Genomic DNA, 13,104 nt, shown 5'->3' with positions numbered 1-13,104 from the left:
AATCAAGAAATTTCATCTTATTCAATTATAAATTGATACTAATTACTTAATAAAGACGACCAAGATGGGTCGGAAGCGTCTGTCTCAGTTTTGATCAATCTTTCATTGTAACCGGTTAAATCAATAGACCATAATTTAGCAGAAAAACCCTCACCTTTAGAGTTTGTTTTTGTTTCTCTATAAAATATCAATACTCTACCATTAGGTGACCAAGATGGTGCCTCTTGGTAGTAGTTTTCTGTTAATAATCTTTCACCAGTTCCGTCTGTTCGCATCACTCCAATATAAAATTTTCCTTTATGTAATTTTGTAAATGCTATTAAATCACCTCTAGGAGACCAAACTGGTGTCCCATACAAACCATTTCCAAAAGAAATTCTTTTCACATCACTTCCATCACTTTTCATGACATAGATTTGTTGGTAACCACTTCTATCAGAATTAAAAGTTATATATTTTCCATCTGGCGAATATGAAGGTGAAGTATCAATTGAAGGATGGTTTGTAATTCTCTCAACTAAACGTGTTTCTAAATTCATCGTATATATATCTGACTTACCATCTTTTGCAAAACTCATGATTATTTTTTTTCCATCAGGTGAAAATCTAGGAGCGAATGTCATTCCAGGAAAATCTCCAACAACTTCCTGTGTTCCTGTCTCAATATCTAAAAGATAAACCCGTGGCATATTTTTAAAATAAGATAAATAAGTAACCATTTGACTTGCGGGGTTAAATCTTGGAGTCAAAACTAGCTCATTTCCTAAAGTTAGAAATTTATTATTAGCACCATCTTGATCCATGATAGCTAATTTTTTTATTCTTTGCGTTTTTGGTCCTTCTTCTGCTACATAAATTATTCTAGTATCAAAATACCCCTTTTCACCTGTTAATCTCTCATAAACTTTATCTGATATGATATGCCCAACTCTTCTCCAATTTGTTGGCACAGTTGTAAATGCCAAAGCCATCATCTCTTTTGCTGCAAGCACATCCCAAAGTCTAAACTCAACTCTTAATTTATCATTAATATAATTTACCTTCCCTGTAATTAGAGCTTGAGCTTTAATTAAATTCCAGTCTTCAAATCTTGGTTTTAAATTTGCTATATCTGGAGCTTGTAAAAAAGCTTTTTTATCTAGAGGATTAAATAAACCCGAAGTTCTTAAATTATTTTCTACAATTAGTGATATTTCTGATCCAATATTTTCTTTATCTAAAATCTGTTCAAAATTCTTTCTAGATGTTTCATCTATTGATAATGGTGAGACAGCAAGTGGAAGTGGATTTAGGTTTCCTCTTGTAATATCAACTTCAATTAAAGCCAAAGCTTTAATTGGAATAAAAATAAAAATAAGAATTAGAAGTTTTTTAATCATGAATTCTATATACTACCCTCCTAACATCTCTCTTGCATCAAAATTTAATTGTAATTCTTTCCACCTCTCATAACCAGAAGTTGGAACTCTTAAAGGCTGACATAATCTTACTGCTCTTAAGGCACTTTCTGCTAAAACTTTATAGAAATTTTGCCCTGGTTTATTCATTCTAGCATGATCTAAAATTTCAGTTTTGGTAACTGAACCATCTGGTTTAAGCTTAAGTTTTATTCTAACTAGTAGATTTTCATCATACGGTAAACCTAAAGGAATACTCCAACAACCAAATATTTGAGCTTTTAAAGCATCTTCCTCACTTAAAGTAAGTTTAGAATTTTCAATATTTCTTACTTGATCTTGAGTAACATCATTATTTGTTTTTACTATTTCTGCTTTTTCTTCTTTTGATTTATCAATTAAAGCAGCAATATTGTTTGGATCAAATAAATCTTTCTTTTCAAATTCAGATACTTGCTTTACTTCATTATCTACTTTTTCTGGATTTTGTTTTTTTTCCTCTTTAGTTTCTATTTTCTTAATTTCTTTTTCTGGCATTGGCACAGCTTCAGGATTTTGTTTTTCTATCTTTTTAATTTTTTTTTCCGTTACAACTGTTTTTGTTTTAGTCTTTTTAACCTTTTTAGGTGGAGCTTGTTCTGAAACAAGTTTTTTTTCTTTTTCTTTTACTTTTTCAATAATTTTTTTTGCTTTAGGAGCGAAAGGAATACTTGTTTCTTCAGCAATTTGAATTAATTCAACTGAAACTATTGGTGGAAGTTCTATTGGTTTTTTTGAAAGAAAAGGCAAACTTAAAGCTGTAAGGACAACTAAAGATATGTGTAAAGCTGAGGATATAGCTATACTACTACTCTTCACTGTAACTACCTTTGTTTAAGAGGCTCAGAGATTAGCGCAACCTTTGTAAAACCAGATCCAGATAATAAACCCATTATCTCTAAAACTCTTCCATAGTTTATTGTTTTATCACCTCTTACATAAATCCTTGTGTCAGTTCTATTTTTTGAAACAGCTAAAACTTTAGCGATTATATTGTCATATTCTACTTTTGATTCTTGGATAAAAATTTCACCTTTCGCATTGATAGAAAGTGTTAAAGGTTCTGTTTCCTCAGGCAAAGAATCTGCTGAACTTTCAGGTAGATCAACCTGAACACCAACCGTTAAAAGCGGTGCAGTGACCATGAATATAATTAATAGTACTAGCATCACGTCTACAAAAGGAGTAACATTAATCTCACTCATTGGTTCCTTTGATGAGCGATTTAATTTAAAAGCCATTTAAATTATTGTTAAAAATCTTTTTGAAAAATTCTCTAATTTTTCTGAATATTTTTTAGCGTCTGTATTAAATTTATTATAAGCAACTACAGCAGGTATCGCTGCTAACAATCCTAATGCAGTAGCAAATAATGCTTCGGCTATACCAGGTGCAACGATTGCAAGACTAGTATTTCTTGAAATAGCAATTGACTGAAAAGAATTCATAATACCCCAAACCGTTCCAAACAATCCAATAAATGGTGCAGTTGAGCCTACAGTTGCTAAAAAAGTAAATCCTTTTTCAATTTTTGACATTTCTTTTTCAATTCCACCCTCAAGAAAGGCAGTCATTCTTTCACTCAAATTTGTTCTGTTTTTTTTCTTTAGTAAGTTTTCCATGGCATTTTGAAATACCAAAGACATTGGGTCTTCTAAATTATTTGGTAAACTATTATAAAAATTTTCAGCAGATTTAGAGTTCCAAAATTTTTCCTCAAATTCTTCTGAAGATTTATTTATTTTTTTAAAAAGTCTATATTTTTCTATAATCACTGCCCAAGAGTATACTGAGCAAAGTATTAAGCTAATCATTACTGCTTTAACAATTATGTCTGCTTTTAAAAATAAACTTAGAAGTGAAAAATCTGTATTTGTTCCTAAGTCTAATGCATTTGCGGCTATGTCTGCTTCCATAATCACTCATCACACTTAATTGTGTCATGAATTTGACTATATATATTTAAAGATTACTCATTTTTGTATGTTTCATGAAAATAACTAGCTATAAGAATTGCATCAGCTTTATTTGAATCTTTTTTTTTGGATAAATTTGAAGAAAAATAAGGAAATATTTCAATAGCTCTTGTTCTGCTGGCATCTTTTTCTGAGTTAATTAAATTAAAATATTTTTTCCATTTTGCTGGTCTTACAAAATAAATTGGTAACTGCATCGCGCTGCAAATTCCTTTTAAAATTCCAAAAGATTGACCAAAATTAAACATGCTAGTTACCCCTTGACCTGGCATAGCTGAAACTTGTTCTATAACAACTTTAATATTTTTTTTTTCATATGTTTTTATTCTAAAAGAAATTTCATTATATATTTGAGATCCATTAACTTGCTTTTTATTTTTTTTCCCTTCAGTCATTGTTGGCATCTCAAGCACATCTTTAATTATTCCATCCTCTAAAAAACATATAGATCCTGATATTCCTGGATCAATTCCGATTATTATCATTAAATATTTCCCAAATTTACGTTTGAAAAAACGTTTTGAACATCATCGTCATCTTCTAGATTTTCTAAAAACTCAATCACACTCTCTTTTTCATCTTTTTGAATATCAACACTGTTGATTGGCACCCACTCAATCTCTGTAGAAATAAAATTTGCAATTGTGTTTTCTAAATTTTTTTTAACATTATATATTTCATTTGAAACACATTGAATTTCATGAAATTCTTCGTGGGAAATACATTCTTCTGCACCAGCTTCTAGTGCTAACTCAAAAATTTTATCATCAGATATTTCATTTTTATCAATCTTTATTATCCCAAGTTGTTTAAAGTTATGAGATGCTGATCCTTGAGTACCTAGACTTCCGCCAGATTTTTGAAAGATAGTTCTCACATTGGAAGCTGTTCTATTTTTATTGTCAGTTAAAGTTTCTACAATTACAGCAATTTTTTTTGGTCCAAATCCCTCATACCTCAAGTTTTCAAAATTTGCACCAGATGCAGCAGAAGATTTATCTATTGCTCTTTCTATATTGTCTTTTGGCATATTTGCTGATCTAGCAGCCTGTACTGCTGATCTTAATCTTGGATTCATTGCAGGATCTTTATCTCCAAGTTTTGCAGCTACTGTAATTTCTTTAGACAACTTTGAGAAAATTTTTGAACGTTGCTTATCAGCTTTTCCTTTTTTATGTTTAATACCCGCCCAATGAGAATGACCTGCCATATATAAATTAAAAATTTTTTAATTTTTCTCCAAATATATAACTATTAATATCTTTAGCTAAACCAGTATTTATATCACAATCAACAATAACACCAGACAAAGTCCCTTCCCCAACTGCAGGAAAATGTTTGACCGAGTCTTTTTTTAGAAATCTATTTAACGAATTTACTTTATCCATCCCGATTACAGAGTCGTAATCTCCACACATGCCTGCATCAGTTTGGTATCCAGTACCATTGTTTAGTATTCTTGCGTCATTAGTTGGAATATGAGTGTGAGTTCCAACTACTAACGTTGCATGGCCATCAAAAAAATGACCTATGGCATTTTTCTCACTGGTAATTTCACCATGAAAATCAACCACTAATAAATCGTAGTCATCTTTTAATTTATATTCACTTAAAAATTTTTTTGAAGTTTCAAAAACATCTTCGCACTTTTTCATAAAAACATTGCCCATAAGGTTGAGTACCCCAACTCTTACATTTTTATCTGTTTTGAAAATTTGAAAACCTCTACCAGGTGCAGGCTCAAAAAGATTTTTGGGACGTAACAATCTCTCTTCTTTTTCTATGTACTTCATGATTTCTTTTTGATCCCAAACATGATTGCCAGTTGTGATTACGTTAACACCACAGTTATAAAAATCTTTGCAAATTTCTTCTGTCAAACCAACACCTTGGGCTGCAGCATTTTCACCATTAGCAATAACAAAATCAATTTTTTTTGATTTAATTTCACTAAGCAAGCTACTCGTAAGTTTAGAACACCCCGAAATACCAACAACATCGCCTAAAAATAAAATTCTCAAAATATTAAACCTCTTTCGGTAATTATTAAATCAAGCTTCTTATCATAATTATTAATTGGTACCTCTTTTAATTCTTGGAAAGAAAAAGCAAATCCAACTTTAAAGACCTTTTTTTTAATTTCAATTTTTTCAATATAACGATCATAAAAACCACCACCATAACCTAAACGGTTAAATTGCTTATCAAAAGCTAATAGTGGAACTAATAATATATCTGGATAAACTTTCTTTTGAGATAATGGTTCAATTATCCCGTATTTATTTATCTTTAATGGATTATCTTTGGACCATTCATAAAAGTCCATTTGATTATTTTTCTTGATGATTGGTAATGAAGTAATTTTTTTATTTTTACTAAATAAATTTAAAACTTCTAAATCATCTATTTCATGATTGCATGGATAATATCCTCCAACAATTTTTGTTTTAAGCTTATTATCCCTTAAAAATTTTATTAATTTTAAAGAATTGATTTTCAAATTTTCATTAAAATTTTTTTTTCTAAGTGATGTTATCTTTCTTCTTAATTTAGATTTATTCACAAATTTATTGAGATAAATTTTCTTGTTTTGCTTTTTCAACAAAACTTGAAATTTTCTCTGCAGCAGTATCAATTAAATCTTCATATTTTTTTTGATTAGTTTCAATCTCGATTTTTAATTTGTCATGATTTAAATTTAACTCTTTTATTTCTTCTTCTTTTTTATCCTTATATTCATAAATTAGAGTTTTTAATTCTTTAAATTTATTTGATAAATCTTTTAATTCTTGTTTCTTTTGTTCAACTTTCTTTTTTGTTTCGTAGTATTCATCCATTATTTTAACTGCTGTAATTAATAAGAGTTTATTCTCTCCTAAGTTACCAAGATCGTTTTTTAAATGATTAAATTTTTGGTTTATTTGTATTAACAATTCTTCTAGATGTTCCTCTTGTCCGTCATCACAAGATAATAAAAACTCTTTATTATTAAATTTAATACTTACATTTGCCATTTATCAATCTCTTCCAACAAAGTATCTGTTTCTTGATTTAATTCATCGATTTTCTCAGAAAACTCTATTTGTTTTCTTTCTTCAACCTTTTCTTTACTTCTAAACTCATCTAATCTTTTTGACAAAATTTCGTTTTGATCTGATAGTTCTTTATATTTTTTTTCTAGCTCATTTTTTTCAATCTCTAATTGATTTTTTTGCATGTTAAGATTTTCAATATTATTTTTCAAATCTGGATTAGTTAGATCTAAATTTTTTAATTCTTCTAAAGCTAGATGAAGTTTTTTTTCTTTTTCGTTTATAGAATTCATATATATATACTTATAATATTAAATAGAATCTTCTTAGTCTAGTCAGGATAATTTTGAGTAAAATACATAACGATTTAGCGAATTGTATCAGATTTTTATCTATTGATGCGGTTCAAAAAGCTAATTCTGGTCACCCTGGGATGCCAATGGGTATGGCGGATGTTGCGACTGTACTTTTTAGGTATTTTTTAAAATTCAATCCTCAAAATCCAAATTGGATAAATAGAGATAGATTTGTTTTATCAGCCGGGCATGGCTCAATGCTTCTTTATTCTTTATTATACTTAACTGGTTATAAAAGTATTTCTTTAAATTCGATTAAAAAGTTTAGACAACTAAACTCTATTTGTGCGGGCCATCCAGAGTATCATCCAAAAACTGGAATTGAAACAACTACTGGGCCACTTGGACAAGGAATAGCGAATGCAGTTGGATTTGCAATAGCTGAAGAAATCCTCAAAAAAAAATTAGGTAAAAATCTAATTAATCACAAAACTTATGTTCTAGCTGGCGATGGTTGCTTAATGGAAGGTATTAGTCACGAAGCAATGAGTTTAGCTGGTCACTTAAAATTAAAAAATTTGGTGATGCTTTTCGATAATAATAATATTTCAATAGATGGTCCAACAAGTCTTGCTGTATCAGACAATTTTAAAAAAAGATTTGAAAGCTATGGATGGGATTATGTATTAATTGATGGTCATAATGAAAATCAAATTTACAGAGCTTTAAAAAGAGTTCAAAATGCAAAAAAACCAACAGTAATTTCTTGTAAAACAAAAATTGGATACGGTTCTCCAAATAAGTCTGGCAAATCCTCTTCACATGGAAGTCCTTTGGGATTAGATGAGATTAAATTAGTAAGAAAAGTACTTAAATGGAAATATAAACCGTTTGAGATTCCAAATAAATTATTAAAAGAATGGAGAGCAATAGGAAACAAGGGTCAATTAAATCAAAGAAAATGGAACAAATTAATTAAAAAACAAAGTAAAAAATTAAATCTAATCAAAAATAATAACTTTAAAAATATTTTAAATTCAGAAAAGAAACTTGCAATTAAAGAAACTAAATCCTTAGCAACAAGAAAATGTTCTGAGTTAACTTTAAGCGCATTAACCAATTCAAATAATAGCCTTATTGGGGGTTCTGCAGATTTGGCAGGATCTAACAATACAAAAACAAAAAAACATAAAATTATTACACCTGGAAATTTTGAGGGAAATTATATTCACTATGGTGTCAGGGAACATGCAATGAGTGGGGTCATGAATGGAATAGCACTCCATAGCAATTTTATTCCTTATGGTGGAACTTTTTTAATTTTTTCTGATTACTGCAAACCATCGATAAGATTATCAGCTCTAATGCAACAAAGAGTTATTTATGTGATGACACATGATTCAATCGGCTTAGGTGAAGATGGGCCGACACATCAACCAATTGAGCAATTATCTGGTTTAAGATCAATTCCAAACCTAAATGTCTTTAGACCTGCAGATAGAATTGAAACAATTGAATGCTGGGAGCATGCATTAAAAACTGCAAATACTCCAAGTGTTTTATCTCTAACAAGACAAAATTTAGATCCAATCAGAAAAAAATATTCCTCAAATAATAAATGTTCACTTGGTGCTTATGAGGTGCTTAGAACAAATAAGAAAATTAAATTAACAATTTTGGCAAGTGGTTCAGAAGTAAATCTTGCAATCGAAGCAAGTCATAAACTTGCCAAAGATAAAATTTATTCTAAAGTTATTTCAGTACCTTGTATGGAGCTTTTTGATAAACAAAGTAAAACTTATAAAAATAAAATACTAAATGAAACCAAAAATAAAATATCCATAGAAGCTGGTTCAAGTGATTGTTGGAAAAAGTATGTTGGAGAAAATGGAAAAAATTTTGGAATTAATGAATTTGGTAGAAGTGCACCATTTAAAGAAATATATAAATATTTTGGTCTCACAAAAGAAAATATAACCAATAAATCAAAAAGTTTAATTAATAATTAATAATGACAATAAAAGTTGGAATTAATGGAATGGGTAGAATTGGTCGAATGGTAGTTCGATCAATTATAGAAAGCCAAGATAAAAAAATAAAAATTCAACACATAAATAACAGATCAAATTCTGAGGCTACTTGTACACTGATAAAATATGATTCAATACATGGTAAATTTAATGCTGATTTAGATTTTGATGAAAATCACTTAATGATTAATAATGAAAAAATTACATTTTCAAAGGAATCTAATATTGAAAATATAGATTGGAAAAAATTTGATGTTGATTATGTTTTTGAGTGTACAGGAAAATTTAATTCTAAAGAAAAACTTTTAGCTCATATAAAAAATGGAGCAAAAAAAGTAATAGTATCTGCGCCGTGTAAAAATGCAGATAAAACAATTGTATTTGGTGTAAATGAAAAAGATATAACCAGTAAAGACCAAATAATCTCAGCTGCATCATGTACGACAAACTGTTTGGCTCCAGTTGTACATACACTTAATGAAAATTTTGAAATTGAAAGAGGATTTATGACCACTATTCATGCATTTACAAGTGATCAAAGAATTCTAGATAATTCACATAAAGACCCAAGAAGAGCAAGATCAGCCAGTCAATCAATTGTTCCAACATCTACTGGTGCATCAAAAGCAATTGGTGAAATAATTCCTAGCTTGAAAGGTAAATTAGAGGGAATCGCAATGAGAGTACCTACCCCAAATGTTTCACTTGTAGAATTAGTTTTCTGTACAAAAAAAAATATCAACGGAGAAAATATAAATAAATCGTTTGAACTAGCATCAAAAAATAATCTAAAAAATGTACTCGAAATTACTTATGAAAAGTTAGTATCAATTGATTTTAATCATAACCCTGCATCCGCCATTGTTGATGGATCACTTACTAATGTTGTTGGAGAAAATATGGGTAAAATTTCAGCTTGGTATGATAACGAATGGGGTTTTTCGAATCGTATGTGTGATATTGCAGAATTTATTCATCAAAATTCTTAATGCAAAGTGTTTCCAAACTAACCAACCTACAAGGTAAAAAAGTTATTTTAAGATTAGATTTGAATGTCCCTCTTAATAATGGTGAGATAACTGATACAACGAGAATTGACAAGGTTCTTCCTACAATCGAATTTTTATTAAAGCAAAATTCAAAAATAGTTATCTTATCTCATGTTGGTAGACCTAAAGGAAAAGTAATAAGAGATCTTTCGTTAAAACCAATTCAAGAAGATATAGAAAAAAAATTAAATGAAAAAATTAAACTTATTGAAAAAAATATTTATGAGGTAAAAAAAGATATGCTTGATAAATTTAATGAAAAAATTTTATTAATTGAGAATATTAGATTTTATCCAGAAGAGGAAAAAAATGATGCCAATTTTGCAAAACATTTGGCAAGTTTAGGTGATATTTATGTAAATGATGCTTTTTCATGTTCACATAGAGCGCATGCATCTGTTTGTGAAATTTCAAAATTTTTACCATCTTTTTCAGGGTTGCAATTAGATTTAGAGATTAGTGCATTAAAAAAAATTACATCTAGCATAACTAAACCTATTACTTGCATAATAGGAGGATCTAAAATTTCTACTAAAATTAATATTATAAAAAACTTAATTTCAAAATTTGACAACATAGTAATTGTAGGCGCAATGGCGAATAACTTAATTGAACACAACGGATACAATATTGGAAAATCTCTTAAGGAAGAAAATGTTGATTCTATAATTAATGAAATACTCTCATATTCAAAATATAATAATTGTAATATAATTATTCCAGAAGATGTAAGAGTGGCAAATGATTTAAATGGTCAGCCTAAAATTAAAGAATTGAATCAAATTAAATTAGATGAAATAATTTTGGATATAGGTCCAAAAACTGTTGAAAGTATATGTAATATTATAGATAATACAAATACCATATTATGGAACGGTCCTGCTGGATATTTTGAAAATCCTAATTTTGCTAATGGAAGTACTGCAATTGCAAAAAAAATAGTTGAAAAAAATAAAGAAAATAAAATTTACTCTGTTGTGGGTGGTGGAGATACCGTTTCATTAATTAATTCTTTAAATGCTGCTAAAGAGTTTAATTTTGTTTCAACTGCAGGTGGAGCATTTTTAGAATATCTTGAAGGAAAAGAACTTCCTGGTATAAGCGCTTTAAATTGATATGTCAGAACTAAATCAAATAGCTCTTAAAATACTTTCAAATGGCAAAGGAATACTTGCAGCAGATGAAAGTAACGGAACTATGACAAAAAGACTTGATGCTGTTAATGTTGAATCTACAACAAAAAACAGACTTGCTTTTAGAGAAACACTTTTTAGTTCAGAAAGTATGAAAGATTGTATCGGTGGTGTGATCTTATACGATGAAACGATAAACCAAATTTCAAGTTTGGGTAAATCAATTCCTGAATTAATCTCTGCTAGTGGAGCAGTCCCAGGAATTAAAGTAGATACAGGTGCAAAAAATTTAGCAAACTCTCCAGAGGAAAAAATTACAGAAGGGCTAGACGGGCTAAGAGAAAGATTAAAAAAATACTATGAGCTTGGTGCCAGATTTACAAAATGGAGAGGTGTTTATTCAATAAGCAATAACTATCCTAGCAAACTTGCAATTCATTCTAATGCTCATGCACTTGCAAGATATGCTGCATTAGTTCAGGAGTGTGAGATGGTTCCTATAGTAGAGCCAGAAGTTTTGATGGATGGTGATCATGATGCAGATGAATGTTTAAAAAAAACCTCAGAAGTTATAAAAAAATGCTTTGAAGAATTAATTCTACACAGAATTGATTTATCAGGGATTATTTTAAAACCAAATATGATTTTAGCTGGAAGTAATTCAAAAAACAAAATCTCCAATGAAGAAGTTTCAGACAAAACACTTGAATGTCTTAAAAATTCAGTACCAACAGAAGTACCAGGAATTGCTTTCTTGTCAGGGGGGCAATCTGAAGTAGAGGCAACAAAGAATTTAAATTTAATTAGCAAAAATAATAATACAAATTTTATAATGACCTATTCATATGGTAGAGCCTTACAACAGAGTGCTCTTAAATTTTGGTCTAAAAATATCAGTAAAATTAACGAAACACAGGATGTATTTAACCATAGAGCTAGAATGTGTACTTTAGCTGCTCAAGGAAAATGGACAATCGATCTTGAGAATAAATAAAAAAAAATTTATTTATCTTATCTCTCCAAATAGAATAACAAAGAATTTTTATAAAATACTCAATGGGGTATTAAAATCAGATAAAATAAGTTTCTTTCAAATGAGATTTAAAAAATACTCTTTTAAAAAAAAAATTTTAATAGGAAAAAAAATCAAACAAATATGTAAAAAAAATAATGTAAAATTTATTGTTAATGATGATCCAATTCTCGTTAAAATATTAAATGCTGATGGATGTCATTTAGGACAGACAGATATGAATATTAAAGATGCCAAGAAGATAATTGGAAAAAAGATTATTGGAATAACGTGTAATAACTCAGTTAAACTAGCAAAAGAGGCAATAAAAAATAAAGCTAATTACATTGCATTTGGCGCTTTTTTTTCAACAAAAACAAAAAAAACTAAATATAAATCCAAAATAAAAACTTTAAATAAAGTAAAGAAATTAACAAATATTCCCATTGTAGCTATAGGTGGAATAACAAATGAGAACTATAAAAAACTTTTATTGAACAATGCAAATTTTTTAGCTATCTCAGGCTATATTTGGAACAATAAAAAATACAAACCTACAGAAGCTATAGAAAGTTTAATATGAAAATAAATGCAAGTGAAATTAGAGTTGGGATGCTTTTAGAATATAAAAATGATCTTTGGCAAGTTCTAAAAACACAACATGTAAAACCTGGAAAAGGTGGTGCATTTGCACAAGTAGAAATGAAAAGTGTTGGTAAAAATACCAAACTAAATGAAAGATTTAGATCTAGTGAAACTGTAGAAAAAGCATCACTAGATGAGAATAAATATAATTATATGTATGAAGATGATTCTAATTATTTTTTTATGGAACCAAAAACTTTTGAACAAACTGAAATTAAAAAAGAAATTATTGGGGAACAAGGTAAATTATTAACTGAAAATCTTGAAGTATCTGTAAGTTTTTATAATGAAAATCCAATTTCAGTTGAATTACCAAATCAGGTACAGTGTAAAATAGAAACTACTGATGCAGCTCTAAAAGGTCAAACTGTGTCCTCCTCTTACAAGCCAGCAACTCTAGACAATGGTTTAAATATTCAAGTTCCACCATTTATAGAGGCAGGTGATGAAGTCATTGTTGATACTAGAAATTTAGAGTATGTAAAAAAGATTTGA

16 protein-coding genes are annotated in these 13,104 nt (G+C 29.0%); 6 read left to right on the top strand and 10 right to left on the bottom strand.

Annotation, left to right across the window (positions count from 1 at the left end; genetic code table 11):
• Window positions 1-38: 38 nt before the first annotated feature.
• The 10 genes from tolB to ACQY31_RS06200 are packed head-to-tail and all read right to left on the bottom strand — an operon-like array spanning window position 39 to window position 6,737.
• The gene (gene tolB / locus ACQY31_RS06245; protein WP_428079517.1) at window positions 39-1,379 is read right to left on the bottom strand and encodes a Tol-Pal system beta propeller repeat protein TolB; all 1,341 of its coding nucleotides are present in this window, start codon (window positions 1,377-1,379) and stop codon (window positions 39-41) included.
• Window positions 1,380-1,391: 12 nt separating this feature from the next.
• Window positions 1,392-2,255 carry a cell envelope biogenesis protein TolA gene (locus ACQY31_RS06240; protein WP_428079515.1) on the bottom strand — a complete coding sequence of 288 codons (864 nt, stop codon included), beginning with the start codon at window positions 2,253-2,255 and terminating at the stop codon, window positions 1,392-1,394.
• Window positions 2,256-2,260: 5 nt separating this feature from the next.
• The gene (gene tolR, locus ACQY31_RS06235; protein WP_075506058.1) at window positions 2,261-2,677 is read right to left on the bottom strand and encodes a protein TolR; all 417 of its coding nucleotides are present in this window, start codon (window positions 2,675-2,677) and stop codon (window positions 2,261-2,263) included.
• Window positions 2,678-3,352, bottom strand: coding sequence for a protein TolQ (tolQ, locus tag ACQY31_RS06230; RefSeq protein WP_428079513.1), 675 nt, complete (start codon window positions 3,350-3,352; stop codon window positions 2,678-2,680).
• A 53-nt stretch (window positions 3,353-3,405) separates the two neighbouring features.
• Window positions 3,406-3,897, bottom strand: a complete 492-nt coding sequence (locus tag ACQY31_RS06225) for a crossover junction endodeoxyribonuclease (RefSeq protein WP_428079511.1) — start codon at window positions 3,895-3,897, stop codon at window positions 3,406-3,408.
• Complete coding sequence (locus ACQY31_RS06220) at window positions 3,897-4,622, bottom strand: YebC/PmpR family DNA-binding transcriptional regulator (RefSeq protein ID WP_428079509.1); 726 nt, start codon at window positions 4,620-4,622, stop codon at window positions 3,897-3,899. The genes ACQY31_RS06225 and ACQY31_RS06220 overlap by 1 nt, the downstream gene beginning before the upstream one ends.
• A gap of 7 nt (window positions 4,623-4,629) precedes the next feature.
• A complete protein-coding gene (locus tag ACQY31_RS06215; protein WP_428079508.1) occupies window positions 4,630-5,433 on the bottom strand; it encodes a TIGR00282 family metallophosphoesterase in 804 nt (267 codons plus the stop codon).
• Entirely contained in the window at window positions 5,430-5,975 is a 546-nt protein-coding gene (locus tag ACQY31_RS06210; protein ID WP_428079506.1) for a 5-formyltetrahydrofolate cyclo-ligase, read from the bottom strand. The genes ACQY31_RS06215 and ACQY31_RS06210 overlap by 4 nt, the downstream gene beginning before the upstream one ends.
• Before the next feature lie 4 nt (window positions 5,976-5,979).
• Window positions 5,980-6,426 carry a cell division protein ZapA gene (locus tag ACQY31_RS06205; RefSeq protein ID WP_428079504.1) on the bottom strand — a complete coding sequence of 149 codons (447 nt, stop codon included), beginning with the start codon at window positions 6,424-6,426 and terminating at the stop codon, window positions 5,980-5,982.
• Window positions 6,414-6,737, bottom strand: a complete 324-nt coding sequence (locus tag ACQY31_RS06200; protein WP_428079502.1) for a 5-formyltetrahydrofolate cyclo-ligase — start codon at window positions 6,735-6,737, stop codon at window positions 6,414-6,416. Before ACQY31_RS06200 ends, ACQY31_RS06205 begins: the two co-directional genes overlap by 13 nt.
• Window positions 6,738-6,790: 53 nt before the next feature.
• Between ACQY31_RS06200 and tkt the strand changes: the two genes are divergently transcribed.
• The 6 genes from tkt to efp are packed head-to-tail and all read left to right on the top strand — an operon-like array spanning window position 6,791 to window position 13,104.
• The gene (gene tkt / locus ACQY31_RS06195; RefSeq protein ID WP_428079500.1) at window positions 6,791-8,749 is read left to right on the top strand and encodes a transketolase; all 1,959 of its coding nucleotides are present in this window, start codon (window positions 6,791-6,793) and stop codon (window positions 8,747-8,749) included.
• A gap of 2 nt (window positions 8,750-8,751) precedes the next feature.
• Window positions 8,752-9,759, top strand: coding sequence for a type I glyceraldehyde-3-phosphate dehydrogenase (gap, locus tag ACQY31_RS06190; RefSeq protein ID WP_428079498.1), 1,008 nt, complete (start codon window positions 8,752-8,754; stop codon window positions 9,757-9,759).
• Window positions 9,759-10,934, top strand: coding sequence for a phosphoglycerate kinase (locus ACQY31_RS06185; RefSeq protein ID WP_428079496.1), 1,176 nt, complete (start codon window positions 9,759-9,761; stop codon window positions 10,932-10,934). The genes gap and ACQY31_RS06185 overlap by 1 nt, the downstream gene beginning before the upstream one ends.
• Window position 10,935: 1 nt before the next feature.
• A complete protein-coding gene (locus tag ACQY31_RS06180; RefSeq protein WP_428079494.1) occupies window positions 10,936-11,946 on the top strand; it encodes a class I fructose-bisphosphate aldolase in 1,011 nt (336 codons plus the stop codon).
• A complete protein-coding gene (gene thiE / locus ACQY31_RS06175; RefSeq protein ID WP_428079492.1) occupies window positions 11,933-12,547 on the top strand; it encodes a thiamine phosphate synthase in 615 nt (204 codons plus the stop codon). The genes ACQY31_RS06180 and thiE overlap by 14 nt, the downstream gene beginning before the upstream one ends.
• On the top strand, window positions 12,544-13,104 hold the full coding sequence (gene efp / locus ACQY31_RS06170; protein WP_428079490.1) for an elongation factor P: 561 nt from the start codon (window positions 12,544-12,546) through the stop codon (window positions 13,102-13,104). Before thiE ends, efp begins: the two co-directional genes overlap by 4 nt.

The organism is Candidatus Pelagibacter sp. (assembly GCF_965262185.1).
Lineage (GTDB): Bacteria > Pseudomonadota > Alphaproteobacteria > Pelagibacterales > Pelagibacteraceae > Pelagibacter.
This window is presented reverse-complemented; position numbering and strand designations above follow the sequence as displayed.